Origin of the sequence: Umezawaea beigongshangensis (assembly GCF_016464305.1) — a bacterium.
GTDB classification, from domain to species: domain Bacteria; phylum Actinomycetota; class Actinomycetes; order Mycobacteriales; family Pseudonocardiaceae; genus Umezawaea_A; species Umezawaea_A beigongshangensis.
In genome coordinates this window covers 328,848-352,378 of the sequence record NZ_JAEIOJ010000008.1, presented here as the reverse complement: position 1 = coordinate 352,378, position 23,531 = coordinate 328,848, and the positions used below count along the sequence as shown (strand labels likewise).

Here is a 23,531-nt window from a genome sequence, read left to right as displayed (position 1 = left end):
GTCAGCGCTCCTGCGCCACGTGCTGACGGCGGCCCAGCGACGCCAAGTGCTCCGCGATGCGCTCCGCTCCCGGCTGCGGCATGTCGTGCACGATCCGGCCGTCGGCCAGCACCATCACACGATCCGCGTACGACGCCGCCACCGGGTCGTGCGTCACCATGATCACCGTCTGCCCCGCCTCGTCCACCACCGAACGCAGCAGGTCCAACACCTCGGCCGCGGTCTGGGTGTCCAACGCACCGGTCGGTTCATCGCAGAAGACGACCTCCGGGCGCGTCGCCAACGCCCGCGCGATCGCGACCCGCTGCTGCTGACCGCCGGACAGCTCCGACGGCCGGTGCGACAGCCGATCGGTCAACCCGACCCGATCGACGACCTGCCGCACCCACGTGGCGTCGGCGCGCTTCCCCGACAGCTGCAACGGCAACACGATGTTCTCCTGCACCGTCAACGCTCCGATGAGGTTGAACGCCTGGAAGACGAATCCGATCTTCGACCGCCGCAGCTTCGTCAGATCCGTCTCCGACAGTCGCGACAACTCCGTGTCGCCGACCCACACCTGGCCGCCGGTCGGCCGGTCCAGCCCCGCCGCGGTCTGCAACAACGTGCTCTTGCCCGAACCGGACGGCCCCATCACCGCGGTGAACGTTCCCCGCTCGAACGTCGCGTCGACGCCGACGAGGGCGGTCACCGCCTGTCGATCTGTGCCGTAGACCTTTCTGAGGCTCTGAACCCGCACCGCCGACGCGGAGCTGTCAACGCCCGCACCAGAAGACACATCAGCTCGTACGCTGTGGATTGACGTCATAATGAATCCGATTTCCTATTCGTTGATTCCCAGGCAGAACCGTAATGTCGCCTGCCGACCGGAACGATCCAGGCTGCGGGTGGATCTTGGTAGCGCAGGCTGTACCTCGTGCTCCGCGGCGATTTCAGCCCGGATTCGACGACACGGACGTCATCGGCGCGACGGCGGACGGGGAGCAGGGCGGCCCGGAGCCGGTCCCTCTTCGCGCACAACGCACCAGAGCGACGGAGTCCGCTGCTGGAGCCGGTGATCGGCAGGCAGGTGGACCCTGGTCACCGCGGGGCTGACGACGGCACACGAGTGCGCAGAACCGGGCGAAGTCCTGCTGCGCTCCGAACTCGTCGCACCAGCGCACGGAATCGAGGTACAGCCTGCTCTACCCGACATCCGGGAGCCTGCGGTATCGGCGACGCTGGCGAACACGACTAACTTCTTCATCATGAACTTCTCGCTCACCCGCACCCAAGCCCTGCTCGCGACGGTCCTGGTAGTCGGCGTCGCAGCCAACATCGCCACTCAAGCCCTCGGTCTGAGTCTCTACATCAGCGCCGCTTTCGGACTCATCGCCATCGCCAGCGGCATCACGCTGTTCTCCAACTACCGCAAGAACCGTGAGAATCCGCAGAACTGAAGCGGGCGATGCCCGTTCATCATCACGGGTGGTCACCACGACGGCCCTGGTGGCCGTCGGCCGTCGCGACGCAGATCCGGCCGCACGCTCCGGGGAAGTCGGAGACGCACGCTCGTGCGGCGCTGGTGCCCGACCGGTGGGAGGACCCGCGGGGTGTCCCGCTGAGGCGCCCCGACCGTCGATGACGACAGCGAGCACGGCCCGGCCTCGGGCGGCTTCCGGTGGCCCGCGACGGCGGCGGCCGTCCGGACCAGACGGTTGCCGCGCGGCCAGCGGGGATCGCGCGGAGCGGGACGGTCGCCCGGTTGCCGAAGCGGGTGTGCACGGGAGAGAAGAGCGCATCGGCCGTTCGTCACCAGGCTGGTCGAGAGCCGCTGCCGGAACTGCCCGGCGCGCGGTGACCGGCCGCAGCACCGAGTCTCCCGGTGCCCGTTTCCGAGCTTGATCGGGGAGGGCCTCTGGTGCGCGGACGAGGAACTCCTGGTGGATCGGACGTCGTCGAAGCGCCGTTCCACCAGAAGTTCCGTTGTTGTCGTGCCCGATCCCGGCGGGGGCGGTGAACCGGAACCGGTCCGCCGGCTCGTAGCGGACCGGGCCGCGAGTTGCCGGCGCAGGACCGAGTTGCTCGTGCCGCAGCACGAGCAACTCGGCGTCCCTCACCGTCTCGCTGCGGGCAAGCGCCTCCGGGACGGACGACAGCTTCCGCGCGACCTCGTACAGCAGGAACGTGATCACCCGGACGTGCTCCCCGCACCGCACGTGCTCGCTCTACCGGCGACGACGGCTTTCTGCGCGCCTCACCGTCCCCCGTCCTGGAGGACCGGTGGCCACGAGGTGGTCGGGGCCGCGCTCAAGCGCCCGGACGCGGTTCGACCCCCTTGATCCGTTCGACGAGTTCGTCGCGGTACTCCTGCACCGCTTGAAACTCTGGTTCGTCGCCGGTCGCCCGCTTCAACGCGCCTTCCAGGATCTTCAGCCCCTGGCGTTCGTCGCCGCGCGCGTCCGCCTGCCTCGCGGCGTTCTCCATGGCTTTGGCGAGCTTGGTCTGCGCCTCGGGTTCCTCGGCGGCCTTGTTGATCCTGATCCAGTTGCCTCCCGGATCGACGACGGTGAACCCGGTGTGCCGGTCGTTGCGCAGCCGAGGCCGGGTCATGCGCGGGATGCCGGAGACGAGCAGTTTTCCGTGCACGGACCGCATTCCCGCCGCGAAGGTCTCGAACAGCTCGCTGGTGTCCGCCACGACGACCAGGCAGGTGCTGTACGACTGCGCCGGGTCGTAGTCGTCCATCTCGAAGAAGTGCAGATTGATGTCTTCCCGTCGCACCGCGAGGTACGGGCTCGGCCGCGTCTGCCGATGGGTGATCTCGAAGCCGAGCATCTCGTAGAACGACGCGATCTCGTCGGTGGAAGGACAGGGCAGGAGCGGAATGGTCAGTTCGTTCGCCACCGCTCGAAGCTACGTCCGGACCTGCCGGAACGACACCGAGCTATTTGCTCGTGCGAACAGCGTTCGCCGGCGGCTTCGATCCTCATCCGGTGTGGCGGAGCCGTGTCGCTGGAGTTCGGGCTGCTGAGACGAGTGATCGTCCAGCGACCCGACTCCGAACGACCGGACGGAGGTCGGACACGGCAGTCGCAACGCCACGTGTCGATCAGGAGAGCGACCGGGCCGGGTCACCTCGGTCGGAGCGACACGAGCAGGTTCCGGGCCACCTCGGCGGACTCCGATCCCGACTCGCCCAACGTCCGCCACAGCGCCAAGGCGCGCTCCAGGTGCCGGTGGGCCGTGGTCGTGTCACCGCGGTTCGCGTCGAGGCGTCCCAGCTGGTACCAGCAGTCCGCCTCGTTGCGGCGGTCGCCGTTGCGACGGAACTCCACGGCCGAGCGCTTGAGCACGTGCGCGGCCCTGATGTGGTCGCCCGCGTCCGCGTACACGCGGCCCATGTTCTGCTGTGCGTAGGCCGCGCAGCGGTCGTCGCCCAGCTCGTTGAAGATCGTCAGGGAGCGGACCAGGCAGCGCAGCGCCTCCACCGTCCGCCCGGTCGCGCGGTGGAGTTCGCTCGTCGAGCGCAGGATCGCCGCCTCGCGGTGGCGGTCGCCCAGGTCGCGCGCCAGGCGCAGCGCGTCGTCCAACCAGCCGCGCGCCTCGTCGCACCTGTTCTCCCTGAGCAGGGTGGACCCGATGGCGCTGCGCATCTGCGCGGTCATGTTGCGGTCCCCGACTGCTTCGAACGCCCGCAACGCCCCGCGCACGTGGTCGAGCGCCAGCTCGTGCCTGCCGAGCACGCGCTGGATGGTGCCGAGGCCGGAGAGCGCCAGGCCCTCACCCCGCTCGTCGCCGATCGCGCGGTACAGGTCGAGGCAGCGGGTCAGGGTTCGGAGCGCGTCCGCGTCGTTGTCGCGGTAGATGTGCACCTGGCCGAGGCCGCGCAACAACGCTGCCTCGCCCTGCCGGTTGCCCGCCGCGCGGACGGCGCCCAGCGCCATCCGGTGGCTGTGGTCCCAGTCCTGGTAGAGGCTGCGGTGGTCGTAGTAGGTGACGGCGGCGAGCGCCAGTTCCCAGGCCGGTTCGTCGAGCTGCCAGGCCACGGCGAGCTCGATGGCGGCGAGCAGGGTGCCGCGCTCGACGTCGAACCACCCGATCGGGTCGGCGACGATGCGCTCCCCGGCCTCGGGCAGGCCGCGGTGCGACCGGCCGGGCGTCGGTCGGAACATGCTCGGGTACATCAGGTCCCGCGCCCGCTCGGCGAGGGCCAGCCAGCCGCCGAGGACCCTGGTGACGGCGTCGCGCCGCGTCGGTTCGGGCAGGTCGGCGGCGGCCTCGGCGGCGTAGGCGCGCAGGAGGTCGTGCAGCCGGTACCGGGGCTGACCGACGGCGTCGGTGTCGACGAGCTGGAGCAGGTTCGCGTCGATCAGGACGTCGACCACCTCGTCGGCGCCCGACCGGTCGAGCAGCGGGCCGACGACCCAGCCGGGCAGCGTCTGCGGGCCGAGCAGGCCCAGCAGGCAGAACGCGCGCGAGGCGTCCTCCGGCAGCAGGCCCAGGCTCAGGTCGAAGCTCGCGCGCACCCCCAGGTCGCCGACGCGCAGTTCGCGCAGTCGCCGTGACTCGTCCTCCAAGCGGTCCCGCAGCACGCGCAGCGTCCACGCCGGACGGCCCGCCAGCTTCGCGCCCGCGATCCGGATGGCGAGCGGGAGGTGGCCGCAGGAGCGCAGGATCGCCGCCGCCGACTCCGGCTCGTGGTCCGCGCGCCCCGAGCCGACCACGCGCGCCAGCAGCGACTGGGCTTCCCCCGGGGTGAGAACGTCCAGCTCGACGTGCCGGGCCCCGGTGAGGTCGGGCAGGCGGCGCCTGCTGGTCACCAGGACGGCGCAGCCGCTGGTCGCGGGCAGCAGGGGGCGCACCTGGCGCGCGTCGGCGGCGTCGTCCAGCAGCACCAGCACCCGCCGGTCGGCCAGCCGGGACCGGAAGAGGGCCGACCGCTCGTGCAGGCTGTCCGGCATGACCGCGTCCGAGACGCCGAGGGCGCGCAGCAGCTCGGCGAGCACCACCAGGGGGTCGCGCGGGTTCGCCGACGTGCCCGCCAGGTCGAGGTAGAGCTGCCCGTCCGGGAACCGCTCCCGGACCCGGTGGGCGGCGTGCACGGCGAGGGTCGACTTGCCCGTGCCCGGCGCGCCCACCACGGCGGCCGGCACCCGGCCGTCGGCCAGCGCGGCGAGCAGCTCGGCCAGCGGTCCGGCGCGGCCGGTGAAGTCGGGGATGTCCGGTGGCAGCTGGTACAGGGGCACGACGTCCGGTTCCCGCCCGGTCACCGGCTGGTCGAGCGCCGGGTCCTCGCGCAGCACCTGTTCGTGCACCCGCCGCAACCCCGGTCCGGGGTCGGTGCCCAGCTCGTCGGCGAGCACCCGGTGCGCGTCGCGGTAGACGGCGAGCGCGTCCGCCCGGCGGCCGCCCCGGTGCAGCGCCACCATCAGCAGCTCGCGCGCCCGTTCCCGGAACGGGTGCTCGGCGACCAGGCGGGACAGCTCAGCGGCGGCGAGCGCGTGCTCGCCGCGCAACAGGTCCAGCTCGGCCAGCTCCTCCGCGGCGCCGACGCGGTACTCGTCGAGCCGCGCCCGCTCGGTGAGCGAGTCCGGGGTGTCCAGGCCGCTGAACGCGGGTCCGCGCCACAGGCCCAGGGCCGCCACGAGTTCGCGCCGCGCGCCTCCGGGGTCCCCGCCCGCCCGCAGCGCGCTCGACGACTCCAGCCAGTCGGAGAACCGCGTGCTGTCCAGCTGGTCCGGCTCGACCCGCAGCACGTAGCCGCTGCCGCGGCACTCCAGCTCCCGGCCGGTCAGCCCGAGGGCGCGCCGCACGTCGCCGACGTACTTCTGCACGAGGTTGACCGCGCTGGGCGGTGGCCGCTCGCCCCACGCCACGTCGATGATGCGGTCCCGGTCCACGCGGCTGTTCGCGTGCAGCAGCAGCAGGGCCAGCACGAGCCTGCGCTTGCCGGACCGCAGTCCCACCTCCTCGGACTCCCGCCACGCGACCACGGGCCCGAGCACTCCGAACCGAAGACCAGGCACACCGCACCCCTCCCCCGACGGGGAACGTACTCGGGATCCGGGTGCTTCGCGGGGCGAACGAGGTTCAGCGGCGGTGCAGCGGATGTTCACCGGTCCCCGCCACGGTGGCACTGCTCGACTCCACGAGTCGAATCCGCACACAGAGGGGGAACCCGATGAACACCTACGGTAGAACCGTCCCGGCGCTCGTCGCGCTGGTGGTGGCGACAGGTCTCGCACCGGCCGCGGCGGCGACCGCCGACCCGGTCTCGGTCCCGGTCGTCGCGCAGTCGCTGCTCGACAGGTCTCCGAGCGACGACCAGCTCCGCGGGCTGACCGGCGTGCAGCTCGCCGCGGTGGCGGTGCGCTGCGCCGAGTTCGACGGCAGCACCTACTGCCTGCACCTGGGGTGGGAGGAGTCGACGCCGACCGCCGAGGAGCTGGCCGCGAGGGTGCTGGCGGCCCAGGAGCCCGACCTGGGCGACGGGGTCGCTGAGCCGTCCTTGGCCGCCGGGCTCGCCGAGTGGGCGGCCAAGCCCTTCGCGGACCGCTTCGCCGAGGAGCAGGCCGAGCTGCGCGAGGCGCTGGAGGCGCTGGGCAAGGTGAGGTACTTCGCGTACGCGGCCGACGAGCAGGAGCTGCCCGCGGACTTCCACCAGAAGTACCCGGAGGTGGCGCAGTGGGAGACCGCGCCGCCCGACGAACCGGTCGAGCGGGCCGCCGGCGTCCGCAACGTGATCGCCGCGTCCAGGACGATGAAGCAGCCCAACGGCTACTACTGCGGCCCGACCACCATGGCGATCATGGCGTGGAACGACCCCAGCGGAGACCGCGGGCACTCCACGTCGACGTGGGCGAGCAGGCTGGGCACCACCCGGAACGGGACCAGCATCACGAACATGGTCCGGGTCACCAACCGTCACCTCACCTGGGACAACAGGGTCGGCGCGTACGTGACGCTGAGCATCGCGAGGTACACCAACACCCAGTTCCGCAACGTCTACAAGCGCCACATCGACCGGGGCGCCCCGGTCATCCTGCACCCGAGGTGGACCGCGAACCTCAACCCGTTCGGCCGGACGACCGGCGGTCACTTCGACGTCGGCGCCGGCTACGACTTCAGCAGCGGCCGCGATCTGATCAACATCGCGGAACCGGCCTGGTCCGGCACGCCGAACATGTTCAAGACCAGCACCGCCAACGTGCTGACGGCGCAGAAGCAGAACACCGCGTTCAAGAACATCGGCGTGTGAGATGCGGCGGATCACGACCCTGATCGCGGGCGTCGTGGCGGGTGGTGCGCTCGGCCTGGCCGGGTGCACCACCCCGTCGCCCGCCACCGGACCGGCCGTCACCCGGCCGTCGCCGGACCCCGCGCCGTGGCGCCTGTTCGCCGAGGACGTCCCGCCCGAGCGGCGCGGCACGTTCGAGACCGTCGGCCGCGAGTACGCGCTGTCCTCGGACCCGTCGGCACCCACGACCGACCCCGACTCGCGCTCGTTGGTCGTGCACCGCGAGACGGGCCGGGTCGTGCACCGGTTCAGCCCGGAGGCCCCGCAGCGCCAGGCCTACCGCGCCCTGTTCTTCGAGGGGCACGCGATGATCCTGGACGGCTCGTACACCAAGGCCGGCCCGCCCGACCCGGATCGGGACCAGAGCGTCCTGTGGAGGGTCGACCTCGTCACCGGGCAGCGCGACCGCTTCCGCCCCACCACCGTGAAGGCGCTGTCGCTGTCCGAGCAGATGACGGAGCGGGGCCGGTCCGTCGTCCTCCCGGCCGTGTCCCACGACGACCGCAGCTGCCTGGTCGCGGTGGACGTGGCGACCCTGCGGGACGAGCTGCTGCACTGCGCGCCCGCCGGTGCGACGATCCTGCGGGTGGACGCCGTGCGCGACGGCCTCTCCTGGCTCCAGGCGGGGGGCGCCGGATACGCGGACTGCAAGTCGCGGTGGTGGCGCGACCCCGCCGGCGCCATCACCCCGCTGGCACCCGAGACCGGTTGCGGGGCGTGGGAAGGGCTGCGGCTCGACGGGTGGACCTTCGTCGCGTCACTGGCCGACCCCGGCGGGGCCCAGTACGACTTCTCCCGCGCCAGGGCGACCGACGGCGTGTCCACCGTGGACTTCGGTTCGATCCTCACCAGCACGGTGGTGGCCTGTGGCGAGCACGTGTACTGGATCGCGGCGGACCAGGAGACGCAGCAGGCGTGGCAGGAGGTGCGCCGGTGGCGGCCCGGCGACCGGGGGCACGAGGTGGTGCTGCGCACGGAGGGCGACGCGGGTCGTCGCCCGCCCGCGTGCAGCCAGGGCGTGCTGACGGTCTCGAACGCGCGGACGCTGGCCGAGCCCTACTACGTGCGCACGCGGTACCTGGAGCAGCCGTGAGTGCGCCCCGTGCCGCTCGCACGTCGTCGCTGCCGGTCGCGCGGCGGTGCCGTGCTCGTCGGCGAGCCCGCCGAGGGGGCCGGTGCGCAGCACGACAGCGGTGACCCCTCGCCGGTCTGGTGGGTGGTGCGGGCGGCCGTCTGCGTTCAGAATCGTTGTCATGCTGACCGCAGTGCTGTACGGCTTGGCGGCGTCGAGCGCGTTGGTGATCGGCTCTGTCGCGGGCTCGCTGTGGCGCCCGCCGCGGTGGATCACCGGGACCCTGCTCGCGTTCGCCAGCGGGGCGTTGATCTCCGCCTTGGCCTTCGAGCTGTTCGAGGAGGCGTTCCACCTCGGCGGCGCGATGCGGTCCGGGCTGGGCCTGCTGGCAGGGGCAGCGGCGTTCGTGCTCGCGGACACCGCCCTGGACCGCTACGTCACCGGCCGCTCCGGCCCCGAGCAGCGGGAGGTGACGAAGGCCGGTGCCCGCGGTGGCGTCGGGCTCGCGCTGCTGGCCGCGGTGACCCTGGACGGGGTGCCGGAGAACCTCGCGCTCGGGGTGTCGCTGGCGAGCGGGGTGTCGTTGACGCTGCTCGTGGCGATCTTCTTCTCCAACCTCCCGGAGTCGCTGGTCGGCGCCGTCGCCATGCGCGAGGCGGGACGGGGCAGGGGAGCCGTGATCGCGACGTGGGCGGTGTGCGCGCTGCTGCTGGCGGCCGCGGTGGTGCTCGGCAGGCTGGCCGCGGGCGGGCTGAGCGATGCCGTGCTGGCCGTGGCGCTGTCGTTCGCCGGCGGGGCGGTGATCGCCTCGCTGGCCGACACCCTGATGCCGGAGGCGTTCGAGCACGGCCGCCCGGTCAACGCCTTCGCCACGGCGGGAGGATTCTTCCTCTCCTTCGTCCTCGCAGCCTGACCCGTGCCGCTCGACGAGCGGATGGCGACCGTGGCCCGCGAGCGCTTCGAAGCCACGGGCCACGTACCCCTCCACCTGTGCGGACGGGGTTGTCGGCGGGCACGGGGGGAGGGCTCGTTCGTGGGGCCGATGACGTCGACGACGCGCACCGCAGCAGATCGCGCCATCTGCTGCGGTGCGGTGGCGTCAGACCGGAGGACGGCCCATCCACCAGTTGCCGGGGGCGTCCGGGAGGGTGCTGGACCAGAACTCCACGCCGGCCTGCGTGAACTCCTCGGCGGTGAGGTAACCGTCGTCGTCGGTGTCGAGGTGCTCGAACGCCTCGGCGGCCTCCTCCTCGGTCAGGCCCGGGAAGTGGCAGCGCTGGAACGCCAGGAACTCGGCCGGGCTGACGCGGCCGTCGGCATCGGTGTCGGCGATGTCGAGGTACGTCTCGGCCATCGCGCCGATGCTCGCCCTGGCGGCCAGCGGGTCGTCGGCGAGCGAGCCGGTGGAAGCGACGAACTGCTCGCGCGACAGAGTCGTGCCCCCGCCGGGGATGTGCGGCTGGTGCAGGTCGTGCCAGATCCGCAGGTAGGCGGCGGCGATGCGCTGCCCCGCCGGCGAGTCGGGCTCGTGCCCGAGGGACTCGGCGGCCCTGCGGCCCATCAGGACGTGGTCCTGCTCGGTGAGCAGCCCGTCCCCGTCGACGTCCAGGTGGTCGAACCCGTGGTTGATCTTCGCGATGAGCAGGTCGTTGGTCGGCACGAACCCTCCGCAGGTCATCGGTTGAGGTGAGCAGCACACAGGATGGAGCCGTTCGGCGTGACGAGTCATCGCCCGAACAGGTGCCGGGGCTGCTCGATCGGATGGTGTCGCACCGTGGTGACGGGCCAGGTCGGCATGCTCCTCGCAGGACGTGGAGGGCGGGGGAGCACTCGGGCTCGCCTCCGACGCGGTGTTCGCCTCCGACACGGTGTTCGTCGCCGGCCGATGCGGACACGACGCTCGGCCTCGCGACCGTTCGGTGCGCCGCGGAGCGCCGTCTGCGCATCGCGGAACGAGCCGTGTCAGGACACCAGGACGCGGGTGGTGCTGGTGAGCAGGTGGCTGGCGCTGAGGCCGAACATCGCCCGGAAGGCATCGCTGAAGTGGGCCGGTGAGGCGAACCCCGCGGCGGTGGCGGCGGTGGTCAGGTCCAGACCTCTGCTGATCGCGCCCGCGACGTGGAGCATGCGGGCCCACAGCCGGTAGCGGCGGAAGCTCGTCCCCGTGTGCGCGGTGAACAGGTGCTGGAACCGCGACGCGGACAGGTTCACCTCGTTCGCGAGTCGCGCTGCGGTCCACGGCGCGTCCGGGTGGGCGCGCAGGAGTGCCAGCGCGGCGCGGACGCGTTCGTCCCGCTCGTCGCCGGTGTCGGTCAGGAGGCACAGCAGGGCCAGCGGATCCGGTGCGGCCGAGTCGCGAAGCCGCTGCGCCAGAGCGAGTTCGTCGCTGTGTCCCAGTTGGACCGCCGGACCCAGCCGGGTGGTCATGCGGGCGCTGGTCCTCCTCACCCAGGCCGAACCCGGGTCCACGTGGGCGAACAGCACGCGGCCGTGCTCGGCGACCAGCCGGTGCCGGGTGCGGGGCGGGACGAGCGCGGTGCGCGCCTGCCGCATCCCGGCGCCGTCGACGTGGATGGTGAACGGGGCGTCGACGCCCAGCGCGAAGCAGTGCACCGAACCGGAGTGTTCGCGCAACCGCAGCGACGGCCCCAGGTACGCCGCCCTGCCGAGGCGGACCCACACCGTCGGACAGCACGTTTCTGGAAGCGCCACCTCGTTCATCCCGGCATGCTGGCACACGGCGAGAGGAGCGAACGTGCTGAGACGAGGAGCCGGGCGGAGTGCGCTCGTGGCGGCGGAACTGCTCGACCCGGTACCCGGCGCGGGTGCGGTGACTCCTGCCCCGGCCGGCACCGCCCGCGACGTCGACGTCGCGGGCCCGGACCCGGAGACGCCGATGCGGCACCGTGCCCCGCTGCTCGCCCTGCCGTCGGCCCTCCGTCCGCACCTGCGTGCGGCGGCTGTCACCACCAGCACTGTCACCACCAGCACTGTCACCACCAGCGCTGTCACCACCGGCGCGGTCGGCTTCGGTGGCGTCACCGCGCTCGCGATGACGACCGCAGGGGGGAACGGTGCGCTGACCGGAGTGGCCCCGGCGGACGTCGTGGGCCTTCCGGTGCCGGTCGCCGGTGCGCGACTCGGTCGGGAGCGGACGTGACCGCGGTCGTGCCCGTCGCCGTGAGCATCTTCTTCCTGGGCATGGGCGTCTACGCGCTCGCCGCACCCGCCGCGCTGGTCCGGCCGTTCCGGCTGACCGCGGACACACCGGAGAGCCGCTCCGAGATCCGGGCGGTCTACGGCGGGTTCGGGGTCGCCGTCGCCGCAGTGCTCCTCCTCGCCACCCCTCAGGACGGCGACCTCAAGCGCGGTGCGGTGGTCACCGTCGCGTTCGCGCTCGCCGGGATGGCCGCAGGCCGAGTGGTGTCCCGTGTCGTCGACCGGCCGACGCGCTTCTACCCGGTCTGGTTCTACTGCTGCGTCGAGGCGGTCGCCGCCGGTCTCCTGCTCGTCACCGCCTGACGGCGCTGTCAGCGCATCACGACCCGAGCAGGACGCGTGCGGCGCCGCTCGCTGCCCCGGTGGGGAATCCGGATCGGGCAGAGCGTCGGCGATGCCGCGGGCGCGGGCCGCTCCCGGCCCGTGTGGTCCACCGTCCGCGACTTCTCGGGTCGCCGGTGCCGACCTCGCAGGGCCCGGACCGGTGTCGAGACCGGGCGCGATCCGGCGTGCGGGTGTACCGGCTCACCCGATCGGCAGCCGGGCGTGGACGGCTCGTCCGGTGCTCGTCGAGATCACGTCGAGGACACCACCGGTCGAGCAGGATGGATCGTCGAGCCGGTGATCGGCGATGCCGGTGGCCGAGATGCTGATCGGAGGGGGAACGGTGCGCGATCTGGTGCGCAAGAAGGTGATCTGGGCGGTGTCGGCGTTCGTCGTGGTGGCCGTCGTCGTGGGGATGTGGGCCTTCCAGCCGTGGAAGCTGTGGACGCGCAGCGAGGTGAACGAGGCCCTGCCCAGCGGGTTCGCCGTTCCGACGAGCAGCGGACCCGTGACCCGCGAGTCGTCACCGGAACCCACGACCGCGACTGCGACCGCGACCACCGCGGCCGAGCCGACCGTGCTGGCCGCGGGCGACTTCGTCACCCAGGAGCACGAGACGCACGGCACCGCCAGCGTGCTGGGCAGCGGGGACGCGCGCATCCTGCGGTTGGAGGGCTTCTCCACCTCCGACGGTCCCGACCTGCACATCTGGCTCTCCGACGCGACCGCGGGCGGCGAGTGGGGCAAGTACGACGACGGCCGCCACCTGACGCTCGGCCCGATGAAGGCCACCGACGGCAACCAGAACTACGCCATCCCCGCCGACGCCGACCTCACCGGCCTGCGCAGCGTCGTCGTCTGGTGCGACCGCTTCGACGTCGCCTTCGGCTCCGCCCCCCTGACCCTCTAGGGCCGGTTCCGCCGGGGCTGACGGCCCGGTGCTCGCCGAGAACTCCGTCCGTGCGGGCCGGGCGGCGTGGTGTGCTCGTCGCGGATGCCGACGCCCGGCGCCCGATCGTGTCACCGGCGCTGCTCCGTGAGGGTGGTGTCGGTTGCGCGGACCGGGGCGCACGTCCTCCGGACGGCAGGATGATCAGGTGCGGAACGAGGTCAGCGGCTCGGTGACGGGGCACGTCGTGCAGGCCGGGTCGATCGGACGTGTCTCGCTGACCGGGCCGGGTCCGGCGGAGCAGCACCCGGTCCCCCGGCAGTTGCCGCTGACGGTGCGGGACTTCACCGGTCGGGTCGAGCACCTGGCCGCGCTCGACGCCCTGGTGCCGGGCGAGGGGGCGAGCGCGGCTTCGGTGGTGGTCGCGGTGGTCGACGGTCCGGCCGGTGTGGGCAAGACCGCGTTGGCCGTGCAGTGGGCGCACCTGGCACAGCGCCTCTTTCGCGACGGCACGCTGTACACGTGCCTGCGCGGTCACCACCCCGCTGGCCCGGCGGCCCCCGGTGATGTGCTCGGTGGGTTCCTGAGCGCGCTCGGGGTGGCTTCGGAGTGGGTGCCCGCCGAGTTGGAGGCGCGTGCGGGGTTGTACCGGTCGGTGCTGGCGGGGCGGCGGGTCCTCGTCGTGCTGGACGACGCCGACAGCGTCGAACAGGTGCGCCCCCTGCTGCCCGGTGCGGCGGGGTGCGCTGTGGTGGTGACCGGTCGCGGCGGCCTGGCGGGGCTGGTGGTCAGCGAGGGCGCGACCCGCGTGCCGCTGGACCTGTGCACCGAGCGGGAGTCGCTGGAGCTGGTGCGGGCGGTCCTCGGACCGCGCCGGGTGGACGCCGAGCCCGAGGCGGTGACGGGGTTGATCCGGGCCTGCGCGCGGCTGCCGCTGGCGCTGCGCGTCGCTGCGAGCCGTGCGGAGACCCAGCCCCACCTCACGGTCGCCGACCTGGTTGCTGAGCTGAGCCGGGACCGGTGGGGGGTGCTGAGCGTCCCGGCCGACCCCCGCGGCGCGGTGCTCGCCGTGTTCAACTGGTCCTACCTGAGGCTCACCGTCGAGCAGGCGCGGGTGCTGCGACGGCTGGGACTGCACCCCGGTCCTGAGTTCGGCGCGCACGCCGCCGCGGCGGTGTCCGGCTTGCCCCTGGAGGACGTCCGGCGGGCGCTCGACGCCCTGGCGGACAGCCACCTGGTCGAGAGGGTCGACCGCGACCGCTACCGCTTCCACGACCTGTTGCACGCCTACGCCACCGACCGCGCGGAGCACGACGACGGCCCGCACGAGCGCGAACTCGCCCGCCGGAACCTGCTGGAGTGGTACGCCCACCACGTCCGCACCGCCTACCGGCTCATCCTCCCCCACGCGGTCGACCGGCACGTCGGCGCCGAGGTGGACCTGCGCACCGAGCAGGGGATCGCCTTCGCCGACGTCGCCTCGGCGTGGGCGTGGGTGCAACTGGAGTGGGCCAACGTCGTCGACGCCATCCGCGCCACCGCACGCCACGAGCTGCCCCGGCTGACCGTCCTGCTGGCGAGCACCGCCGCGAACGCCCTGTACCTGCGGGGGTACTGGGACGTCGCCCTCGAGGTCTGCGACCTGGGCCTGGCCGCCGCTCGCGCCATCGGCAACAGGGTGGTCGAGTGCAACCTGCTGCAGCGGCTGGCGCACACCCACCAGGGCGCAGGCCGGTCGCGGGAGGCGGAGGAGGTCCTCCGGGGCGCGCTGGCGCTGGCCACCGAACTCGACGACCCGCACCTGAGGGCGGAGGTGCTGAGCAACCTCGGCTGGGTGTGCGTGGAGCGGGGCGGGTTCGCCGAGGCACGGGAGCACCTGCTGGCGGCGCTGCCGCTGAGCACCGGCCTTTTCGGCGGGCGTCTGGAGGGATTCGTCGAGTACAACCTCAGCGCCGCGGCCCTCGGGGCTGGCGAGCACGACCGGGCGCTGCACCACGCCGAGCGCGGCCTCGCGCTCGTCCAGGACGACGACGACCAGGACGTCGCGCCCTACGCGGTGCACCGCCTGGCTCAGGTGCGGCAGAGCACGGGCGCGCACGCCGAGGCGGTCGCGCTGTGCGAGCGGGCGCTGGCCGGGGAATCGCTGCGCGGCGACCCGCGCCACCGCGCCGCAGTCCTGCGCACCCTGGCCACGTCGCTGCGCCACCTCGGCGACGCGACGCGGGCCGTCGGGTGCGAGGAGGAGGCCCTGGCCGTCTTCGAGCGGTTCGGCGACGACCGCGCGCACGCTGTGCGCGCCCTGCTCGAAGACTCGGCGGACGGCGGGCAGGTCGTGCGCCGAGCAGGAGAACCGGCTCTCTCGCGAACCGCGACCTCCGACCCGCCGGGCGTGGACGGAGTTCGGGGTGCCGGACCCTCCCGCTGAGGACCTCGTTCGGACACCGGAGGATCTTCAGCGCTGCAGGTCCTTGATCTGCTTCACCGCCGCCCGAGGGTTCGACTCGGCGTTGTAGTTGATCGGGTGTGCCGACGAGCGCTGTTCGACGACGAAGTAGTAGCGGGTTCCGTCGACGACGATCTTCAGGCGGGCGCTCGGGCGCGGGTGCACGTGGGTCACCTCTCCCACCTGCCTGCCGGCCCCGTGGACCGGGGACGTGCGGGTGGTGTCGTCGGCCTCGCGGAGCAGCTGTCGACTCGCGAGCAGGCGGGCGACCAGCACGTCGACCAGCTGGTCGTAGATCGGCTGGGCGTCGAGGGTCACGTTCGTCCGCGTGCTGGAGAGCGTCCCGAACGTGGCCAGCACCGCGGCGGACAGGGGCGTGGCCCTCGTCCGGACCAGCCAGGCGAGGAGGAGCCGCGCGTCGTCGTCGGTGAGGATCGTCATCACGGCGTCCTGCGGGCTGATCTTGAACAGGGCGTGGAAGTGGTGCTTGTCGTCGCGTTCCACCACCGCCCGGTCCAGCTCGAAGTTGAGGTACAGGGCTTCCTGGTGGATCAGGTGGGTGAGCAGCGACGGGAGGTACGGGGTGCGGTTGAGCGGTCCAGCGGCGGCCTCGTGGTGAGTGGCCCAGTTCGTCGTGATCGAGCCGACCAGACGGGCCGCCTCCGACCTGGCCCTGACGTACATCTGTCGGTCCTTCGTGCTCTCGTAGAACGCGCTGAAGTCCCGCTCCGGGACGGAGTCCTGGGCTCCGACCTTGGCGTACCGGGTCGAGACGTTGGTCTGCGCACTGATCCGGGGAGTCGGCGTCTGCTTCTTCTTCCGCTGCGGGTGCGGACCGACCTCCAGGCGGTACCGCTGCTCCGAGGGGCTCAGGGACTTGTTGTAGGAGCTCACCATCTGCGTCGCCGTACCGGGCTTCTGGATGGCCCTCTTGAGCTTGTCGCGCGCGCTGACGAGGTTCGGGTTCTGGTACTCGTCCACGGGAAGCGGCCCGTAGACCAGCTCCATGCCGGGATCGCCGGGGTTCATGCCCTCGATCACCAGTGTCATCACCGGGATCCCGCCGACGTCGGTCGTGGCCCCGGTGTGAGCGATCTCCTGGCCGTTGCTCATGCCGGGTTCCAGGGTCAGCACCGCGTTGCGCATCTCCATCTCCAAGCCGGCGACTCTCGGGTTCGCGACGGTCGCCGGCTGGCTGCGGGTGCCGACCGCGCCCTGCTGGTACTCGGTGATGTAGCCGGTCAGCTGCGCCACGTCCACGTCGTCGTGCTGCACGAACTGCTGGAGCCGGTTCGCCGACGCCGGTGCGGGATCGGCGACGACGGCGGCGGGGTCCGTGCGGCCGCGCTTGATCTCGAAGAAGGTGATGAAGTCGGGGTCGTTCGTCAGCCCGTGCTGGGCGAGCACCTGGTCGAAGTCGTCCATCGTCATCCGCTGGACGACGGGGGCGCGCTGGACGGAGTGGTCGTGGCCCTGGTGCTCGCCGTCGCGGGCGGTCGGGACGGGGCCCGCCATGACGCGGCGGGCGTTGGCCTCGGCCGCGCGTTCGTGGACGTCGCCGGGGTCGGAGACCGACAGGCCGTCGCCGATCGGTGTGGCCGAGACGGGGCCGCTGCGCTGCTGGACGACGTGGGTCAGTTCGTGGGCGAGCGTGTGGCGGTCGCCGCCTCCGGTCCCGATCACGACGTGGTTGCCGGAGGTGTAGGCGTGGGCGCCGAGTTCGGTCGCCGAACGGCGGGCGGCGTCGTCGGTGTGCACGCGGACGTCGGAGAAGTCGGCGCCCAGCCTGGCTTCCATCTCGGTGCGGACCGGGGTGCCGAGCGGTCGGCCCGCGGAGCGCAGGACGTCGTGCACGGCGGACCGCTGCTCGGTGGACCGCTGCACGGCGGACGCGTCGAACGTCCTGGCGACGGCGGCGTTGCCGATGCTGCGTTGCAGCGCGAGCAGCGCCGCCGGGCCGGTGGGCACCCCGGTGCTGTCGCGGGGTGTGGAGGTCTGCGGTGGTCGAGCGGCCTGCTGCGGCTTGTCCTGGTCGTGCACGGTCGCCTCCTGCGGTGGGGTCGTGGGCACCGACCACCTGCCTACCGCCCCGCGGCGGGTCGGTGACAGGCCCCGCGGGCCACACGCGGGTGACACGAGTTGCCCGAACGTGCCCCCGGCACGTCGAGTTCCCGTCCTGATCACGCCCTCGACGTGCTGGCACGTCGTGGAACGGGGGACGCGCGTGCCGGAAGCGCTTCCCGAGGTCGATCCGCCGCCCGATCGGCGACCCGCGCCTGCCGCTGGCGCTGTCGTCGGCCGCGCGCCCTCCGCGCGGCAGGCCCACCCGGTCGGTCGAGGACCCGCCGAAACGCCTGGACGACGGCGTGGACCAGGTCGCCCCGCTCGGCCGGCGCGTCGAGCACGGGAGACCCCGCTCGACGAGCACCTGCTCGGCCGGGGCGGGGCGGCGTGGGACGCGCCCGTCGCGGCGACACTCGTGGTGGACACGACAACGCGTCCACAGAGGACCGGTGGCGACGTGCGGTGCGGTCCCGCTCCTGGGCCACGAGCACGAGGGCTCGGGTGAACCGGGTCGCTCCGCGAGTCCACCGTGGACTCGACTCGTCGCACCGCCGAGGACCGCGTGCTCGTGCCGCAGGACGAGCAGGCCCCCGTACAACGGGTCCACGATCACCGGGCGCGCTCCCGACCCGTCGGGCTCTGACCCGAGACGGAGATGAACGGGGTGGGAACTTTCCGTCGTGCGTCGCCGTTCCTCGCGGGCAACAGGCGCAACGACGTGCACGCGTCGGGCACGTCCGGATGCGCCGGTCGGAGCAGCAGGACCGGCGACCGCGTCGTGCCGATCGGCCTGAGCGCGGGCGCGCGACCGCTGCTCCGTGCTGTCTCGGCCGTACCGTCGCCGGTGCGGACGAGATTGTCGGCGTGCGCGACGCCGTCCCCGGACGATTGCCGCGCTGAACGGTTCGCCGACGCCGTCAGACGCGAAACCTCCGGTGACCGCTCGTCCTCGACGACCACCGCCGGTATCGGTGCTGAACCGCCGCGTCTCCCATCGCGACCGCCGCCGATCGCACGGCTCCGACAAATCGTGCCACCACGGCCGACCCGTCCGAACTCGTGACCGGACCGCGTCTTCGGCATGCCGGCGACCGATTCTCGGCGCACCGGCCGATGATTGCGCGCCAGCGGCGGTCTGATGTGCGGGCCGGACCACGCGAACGACTTCCGACAGCCCGCGGAGACTGTTCTCCGTGCCGATTCGCTCGACCGATCCGGTGGGTGGACGTCGACGGAACCGGCACGGCGACGCGGTTCGCGCCGGCGGCCGACTCGGGGGGACGGGTCTGCCTGCTTTCCGGCCAACGGTCTCGTCGCTCTACCAGGGAAGACGACTCCGCGCGCGGCTCGGCCACACCGCCGGAAGCCGCGAACTCGATCTTCGCGGGTCGGGAAAGATTGGACGACCGGGGGTGCGTCTCCTCGCTCGGCGGTGTCGGATCCGGCGTCCGGACGCCGACCGGCTCGGCGCCCGGACGCCGGAATCGGGTCGGGCGGGAATCGAGCGCGGCGGTCGTGATCGCGGACTTCGGTGGCCCGCGGTTCAGGATCAGCGCCGCTCGCCGACCGCTGCGGGGTTCTGAGGTTCCGCACGTCGTCGGAGCGGGACAGCGGTTTCGCTTCGTCCTCCGGTGCGCTCGCGGCAGAAGATCGGTGCGTCGTGGCGGTGGTGCTGTCCGGCGCGAGGGGTGCGACGAATCGTGTTTCCGAGTGTGAGATCGAACGAGAACGGGATCTGCGGAATTGTGTTCTCGCCGTGGTCGTGAACGGGTGTTCGTCTGACCGGCTCATTGCGGGGAAGCGGGCTGGTCGTGTCCCGCGCGGCACAGGGGCGGAATTCGCGCACATCGCGAGGTGGGCCGGTTCTGCTGAGTGGTGGACAGACGACGATTCTCTGCGACGTGGAATATGCGTCTCATTCCTCGCATCGCGGTCTGTAATATTTCAACATGCAGACGAGTCTGCGGGTGGGGTATTGTTGTCTCGACCGTGTGGTCGTACTGGTGGGCAAGAGGGGATTGGAAAAGAGGCTCAGTGCCGTCGTGATCGAGGGCTCGACGGCTTCGCGTTGCAGAGATCCTGGGGGACTTCTGTGCTCAAAATCTTCTTCACACTCGAAGACCTCGCTCGTTTACGCATGACCTCGGGGCTGGGGCCGGTGGCGGAGGGCATTTTCGCCCTGGACGCCTTCGGCGCGCGCCGTGATCCGGCCGGGTACCGGGACCCGGTGCTGGCGAAGTGGCGGCGGAGCACCGCGCTGCGGCTCGGCGACCGGTTGGGCGACGTGCGCTCGCTCGTGCAGGAGCGCAGGCCGGTTCCCGACCTGCTGTGGTTGCTGGGACGCCGCTCCCGGCCGGTGGCGGCCGGTGGCGGGGAGGACGTCGTGTTCGCCTTCTGCCGGGTGGCCGTGCTGCCCCACTGGAGCAGGGTGCAGAGCACGCTGGAGAGCGAGCGGGAGAGACGGGGGCGGAGGGCGATCGTCGACGGGGTCGAGTCGGTGCTCGCGAGCCTGTCCCCTCGGCTGCGGTGGAACCCGCCGGTGCTGGAGGTCCTGGACGCCCCGGACGGGGAGATCGGACTGGGCGGGCGTGGCATGCTGCTGTGCCCGTCGGCCTTCCTGCTCGACGGCCCGCTGGTGATACCGCGGGAGAGGGAGACCGGTCTGCCGGCCGTGATCTTCCCGATCCAGAGCGGCGCGTACGCGCTCGCCCACTCGGCCGACGACTGGGAGCCCAGCGAACAGGTGCTCGCCGCGCTCATCGGGGCGACCCGTTCCGCCGCGCTGTTCGCCCTGACCGAGAGCTGCACCACCGGCGTGCTGGCGCAACGTCTGGGCATCTCCCTGGCCGGGGCCAGCAAGCACGCCACGGTGCTGCGCAAGGCGGGACTGGTGACGACGACGCGCACCCGCAACACCGCGCTGCACACGCTCACCTCGTTGGGCGTGGCCCTGCTGCAACGCGAACTGGTGGGTGCGTCGACGGGCGACGTCGCGCGCGTGGTCTGACGGCCGCCGCTCGCGCTCACTTCGCCGACGAGTCAAACAGATGGCTGAGGCGTTCCCGAGCGGCAAGACTCCGGAACCGGGACGGAGAAGTCGTCCCGCGACGAGTCGAGAGCATTGTGCGGCAAGGGGATCACGGGCGTGCTTTCCAATTCTGCTGACCGGACGGCCACCGCGTCGCGCCACGCGCGAGCGGTGGTCGTCTGCCTGGCGGGCGGAGTGGCCCTGGTCCAGGTGCTCCTCTCGGCCCGGTACGGCTACAACGTCGACGAGCTGTACTACCGGTTGCTCGGCAACCGCGGGTTCGCCTGGGGCTACACCGACCAGCCACCGCTGACTCCCGCCGTCGTGCGCTCGTCGATCGTCCTGTTCGGCGACACGGTGGTGGCCGTCCGAGTTCCGGCCGCGCTGTGCGCCGCCGCGGTGGTGGTGCTGGGCGCGATGATCACCGCGGAGCTGGGCGGCTCGCCGCGGGCGCGGGTGTTCGCCGCACTCGGCCTGAGCACGTCGTTCCTGGTGCTCAGCGTCGGGCACGTCATGGTCACGACCACGTTGGACGTGGTCGCCTGGTGCGCGGTCCTGCTGTTCGTCGTGCGTGCGCTGGTGCGCGGCGACGACCGGTGGTGGGTCGCGGCGGGGGCGGTGTGCGGGATCGCCTCCTACGCCAAGTACGTCGTGCTGCTGCTGCCCGTGTCCCTCGTCGTCGCACTGGCGCTGGTGGGTCCGCGCCGGATGCTGGTGGACCGCCGGTTCCTGGCGGGTGTCGCGGTCGCCCTGCTGCTGGGTGCCCCGAACCTGGTGTACCAGGTCGTCAACGACTTCCCGCAACTGCGCATGGCGGAAGCCCTCGGCGCCACCGACGGGAGCTTCAACCGGGTGATCTTCCTGCCGACCCTGCTGCTGGTGCTCGGACCGCTGGCGGCCGTGGTGTGCGTGGCCGGGTGCGTGCGGCTGCTGCGCGATCGCGCCGTGCGCGCGGTGGGCGTGGCTGCGCTGGTCGCGCTGGTGCTGACGGTCGTGGGGGGTGGCCGGCCCGACTACGTCGGTGGCGTGCTGATCGGGTTGTTCGCGGCCGGGTGCGTCGCGCTGGACCGCTGGTCCGGCCGGGGACGGCGGATCGCTCCGCTGGCGGTCGCGTTCGCCGGGACCTCGGCGCTGCAGGTGGTGCTGGCGCTCCCGGTGCTGCCCGAGCGCGCGCTGTCGGCGGTGCCGGTGAACAACATCTCCACCGAGAGCGTGGGCTGGCCGGAACTGGCGGAGGGCGTGACGCGGGCGTACCGGTCCCTGCCGCCCGGTGAACGGCACCGCGCGGTCGTGCTCGCGCACAACATCGGCGAAGCGGGCGCTCTCGACCGCTTCGGCCAGGACCTGCCGACGGTCCACAGCGGACACAACGAGTTGCACTCGTGGGGGCCGCCGCCCGAGCACGCCGACGTGGTCGTCGCGGTCGGCTTCACCGACGACCGGCTGACCAGCGACTTCCACCGCTGCGACGTCGTGGACCACGTGGACAACGGTGTCGGTCTGGACAACGCCGAACAGGGGATGCCGATCACGGTGTGCCGCGGCCGATCGGAGCCCTGGGCGCAGTCGTGGCCCGCCTACCACTACCTCAGCGGCTGACCCGCTGACCACCGAACAGGACGTGATGCGCCGTGACGACCGCACGGGACACAGCCGGACCACCCCGCCCCGCCCGGACGGCGGACGACACCGACGCGCCGCACCGGCCGGTGGCCGTGCGACCGGTCGTGGCCGTGGCCGCGGGCGTGCTCGCGACCCTGCTCGCCTTCGCGGGCCGCTACGACTACCACGCCGACGAGCTGTACTTCCGGCTGCTGGGCGAGCGGGGACCGGCCTGGGGCTACGTCGACCAGCCGCCGCTGCTGCCCACCCTGGTGCACGCTTCGAGGTGGTTGTTCGGCGACACGCCCTGGGGCGTGCGGCTGCCCGCCGCGATCTGCGCCGCGGTGATCGTCGTGGTGTGCGCGACGATCGCGGCCGAGCTCGGCGGCGGACGACGTGCCCAGCTGCTCACCGCGTTCTGCGTCGGCACGTCCACGTTGGTGCTCACCTTCGGGCACTGGGTCCTCACCAGCAGCGTCGACACCGCGGCCACGTGCGTGGTGCTGCTGTGCGCCACCAGGGCGTTGCTGCGCGGGGACGGCCGGTACTGGTTGGTCGCCGGCGCGGTCGTGGGCCTGGCCCTGCACGCCAAGTTCATGGTCCTGCTGCTCCCGGTCTGTCTGCTGCTGGGGCTGCTGCTCGTGGGGCCGCGTTCGGCGTTCCGCGACCGGCGGCTCTACCTGGGCGTGGGCCTGGCGCTGCTGATCGGTGCGCCGAACCTCGTGTACCAGGTCCTCAACGACTTCCCGCAGTTGCAGATGGCGCGGGCGCTGGGCGAGCTCGACGGCGCGGACAACCGCGCGATGTTCGCCACCAACCTGCTCCTGCAACTGGGACCGTTGCTGACCGCGGTGTGGTTGTTCGGCCTCTACCGGCTGCTGAGCGACCGGACGTGGCGCCCGGTGCGGGCGATCGGCGTGGGCTACCTGGTCGCCACCGCCGCCGCGCTCTACATCGAGGGCGGCCGGCCCGACTACACGGGGGGATTCCTGATCGCCCTGCTCATCGCCGGGTGCGTGGCGCTGGACCGGTGGGTCGGCGATCGCCGGCTCCGTCAGGCGCCCGTCGCCCTGGGACTCGTGCTGACCACCGCCTTCCAGGTCTACCTGGGACTGCCGGTGCTGCCGGAGTCCTCGCTGGCCCGCTGGCAGCTGGCGAGCATGCAGCTGGAGAGCGTCGGCTGGCAGCCGCTCGTGGACCAGGTCGCGCAGGTCTACCGGCAGCTGCCGGACGCGGAGCGGGATCGGGCCGTGGTCCTGGCCGAGAACTTCGGCCAGGCGGGAGCGCTCGACCTCTACGGCGAGGGGAGGGTTCCCGCCGTCTACAGCGGACACAACGAGCTGCACGCCTGGGGGCCTCCGCCGGAGAGCGCGGACGTGGTGATCTCGCTCGGCGTCGACGAGGAGCTGCTCCGGGACGACTTCGTCCGGTGCGAGGTCGTGGCGCGCATCGACAACGGGCTCGCGGTGGAGAACCCGGAACAGGGACGGGTGGTCTCCGTGTGCCGCGGCCGCACGGAGCCGTGGAGCCGGTCGTGGCCCGGCTACCGGCACCTGGGCGCCTACCTCTGAGCCCGCGCGCGATCCGCTGGTCAACCGGTTCCGGTCGAGG

General features: G+C 72.3%; 17 protein-coding genes. 11 read left to right on the top strand and 6 right to left on the bottom strand.

The genetic code is table 11. The features are described 5' to 3' along the window. Nucleotide 1: 1 nt before the first annotated feature. Nucleotides 2-808 (bottom strand): ABC transporter ATP-binding protein, encoded by an 807-nt coding sequence (locus IMZ35_RS21280; protein ID WP_199442887.1) that lies wholly within the window; start codon nt 806-808, stop codon nt 2-4. A gap of 439 nt (nt 809-1,247) precedes the next feature. Between IMZ35_RS21280 and IMZ35_RS21275 the strand changes: the two genes are divergently transcribed. After that, a complete protein-coding gene (locus tag IMZ35_RS21275) occupies nt 1,248-1,439 on the top strand; it encodes a hypothetical protein (protein ID WP_199442886.1) in 192 nt (63 codons plus the stop codon). 850 nt (nt 1,440-2,289) lie between these two features. Here the strand turns inward: IMZ35_RS21275 and IMZ35_RS21270 are convergent. After that, complete coding sequence (locus IMZ35_RS21270) at nt 2,290-2,886, bottom strand: DUF8817 family protein (protein ID WP_199442885.1); 597 nt, start codon at nt 2,884-2,886, stop codon at nt 2,290-2,292. Between the two features lie 227 nt (nt 2,887-3,113). Then, complete coding sequence (locus IMZ35_RS21265; protein WP_199442884.1) at nt 3,114-6,008, bottom strand: AfsR/SARP family transcriptional regulator; 2,895 nt, start codon at nt 6,006-6,008, stop codon at nt 3,114-3,116. Nucleotides 6,009-6,163: 155 nt separating this feature from the next. Here IMZ35_RS21265 and IMZ35_RS21260 point away from each other — a divergent pair, with 155 nt between their 5' ends. The 3 genes from IMZ35_RS21260 (at nt 6,164) to IMZ35_RS21250 (ending at nt 9,264) form a co-directional block, all read left to right on the top strand. After that, nucleotides 6,164-7,240, top strand: coding sequence for a C39 family peptidase (locus tag IMZ35_RS21260; RefSeq protein ID WP_199442883.1), 1,077 nt, complete (start codon nt 6,164-6,166; stop codon nt 7,238-7,240). Nucleotide 7,241: 1 nt separating this feature from the next. Continuing rightward, nucleotides 7,242-8,372, top strand: coding sequence for a hypothetical protein (locus tag IMZ35_RS21255; RefSeq protein ID WP_199442882.1), 1,131 nt, complete (start codon nt 7,242-7,244; stop codon nt 8,370-8,372). A gap of 160 nt (nt 8,373-8,532) precedes the next feature. Continuing rightward, nucleotides 8,533-9,264: a ZIP family metal transporter gene (locus IMZ35_RS21250; RefSeq protein WP_199442881.1), complete on the top strand. Its 732-nt coding sequence runs from the start codon at nt 8,533-8,535 to the stop codon at nt 9,262-9,264. 186 nt (nt 9,265-9,450) lie between these two features. On the opposite strand, the gene IMZ35_RS21245 is transcribed toward IMZ35_RS21250, so the two are convergent. Both IMZ35_RS21245 and IMZ35_RS21240 read right to left on the bottom strand, forming a co-directional pair. Then, nucleotides 9,451-10,011 carry an EF-hand domain-containing protein gene (locus tag IMZ35_RS21245; protein WP_199442880.1) on the bottom strand — a complete coding sequence of 187 codons (561 nt, stop codon included), beginning with the start codon at nt 10,009-10,011 and terminating at the stop codon, nt 9,451-9,453. Between the two features lie 302 nt (nt 10,012-10,313). Next, nucleotides 10,314-11,072 carry a helix-turn-helix transcriptional regulator gene (locus IMZ35_RS21240; protein WP_199442879.1) on the bottom strand — a complete coding sequence of 253 codons (759 nt, stop codon included), beginning with the start codon at nt 11,070-11,072 and terminating at the stop codon, nt 10,314-10,316. Between the two features lie 34 nt (nt 11,073-11,106). On the opposite strand from IMZ35_RS21240, the gene IMZ35_RS21235 reads away from it, so the two are divergent. The 4 genes from IMZ35_RS21235 to IMZ35_RS31820 all read left to right on the top strand — a co-directional run bounded on the left by IMZ35_RS21235 (nt 11,107) and on the right by IMZ35_RS31820 (nt 15,208). Next, nucleotides 11,107-11,511, top strand: coding sequence for a hypothetical protein (locus IMZ35_RS21235; protein WP_199442878.1), 405 nt, complete (start codon nt 11,107-11,109; stop codon nt 11,509-11,511). Next, complete coding sequence (locus IMZ35_RS21230; RefSeq protein ID WP_199442877.1) at nt 11,508-11,873, top strand: DUF4345 domain-containing protein; 366 nt, start codon at nt 11,508-11,510, stop codon at nt 11,871-11,873. The genes IMZ35_RS21235 and IMZ35_RS21230 overlap by 4 nt, the downstream gene beginning before the upstream one ends. A 328-nt stretch (nt 11,874-12,201) precedes the next feature. Continuing rightward, on the top strand, nt 12,202-12,804 hold the full coding sequence (locus tag IMZ35_RS21225) for a DM13 domain-containing protein (RefSeq protein WP_229372795.1): 603 nt from the start codon (nt 12,202-12,204) through the stop codon (nt 12,802-12,804). 187 nt (nt 12,805-12,991) lie between these two features. Beyond that, complete coding sequence (locus IMZ35_RS31820; protein ID WP_307868522.1) at nt 12,992-15,208, top strand: ATP-binding protein; 2,217 nt, start codon at nt 12,992-12,994, stop codon at nt 15,206-15,208. 27 nt (nt 15,209-15,235) lie between these two features. Here the strand turns inward: IMZ35_RS31820 and IMZ35_RS21215 are convergent, their stop codons facing one another. Next, on the bottom strand, nt 15,236-17,296 hold the full coding sequence (locus IMZ35_RS21215) for an eCIS core domain-containing protein (RefSeq protein ID WP_307868521.1): 2,061 nt from the start codon (nt 17,294-17,296) through the stop codon (nt 15,236-15,238). Between the two features lie 2,131 nt (nt 17,297-19,427). On the opposite strand from IMZ35_RS21215, the gene IMZ35_RS21210 reads away from it, so the two are divergent. From IMZ35_RS21210 to IMZ35_RS21200, 3 genes are all read left to right on the top strand, one after another. Then, the gene (locus IMZ35_RS21210; protein WP_199442875.1) at nt 19,428-20,297 is read left to right on the top strand and encodes an ArsR/SmtB family transcription factor; all 870 of its coding nucleotides are present in this window, start codon (nt 19,428-19,430) and stop codon (nt 20,295-20,297) included. 138 nt (nt 20,298-20,435) lie between these two features. Continuing rightward, the gene (locus IMZ35_RS21205; RefSeq protein ID WP_199442874.1) at nt 20,436-21,917 is read left to right on the top strand and encodes an ArnT family glycosyltransferase; all 1,482 of its coding nucleotides are present in this window, start codon (nt 20,436-20,438) and stop codon (nt 21,915-21,917) included. A 32-nt stretch (nt 21,918-21,949) separates the two neighbouring features. Then, nucleotides 21,950-23,491, top strand: a complete 1,542-nt coding sequence (locus tag IMZ35_RS21200; RefSeq protein WP_199442873.1) for an ArnT family glycosyltransferase — start codon at nt 21,950-21,952, stop codon at nt 23,489-23,491. Nucleotides 23,492-23,531: the final 40 nt, after the last annotated feature.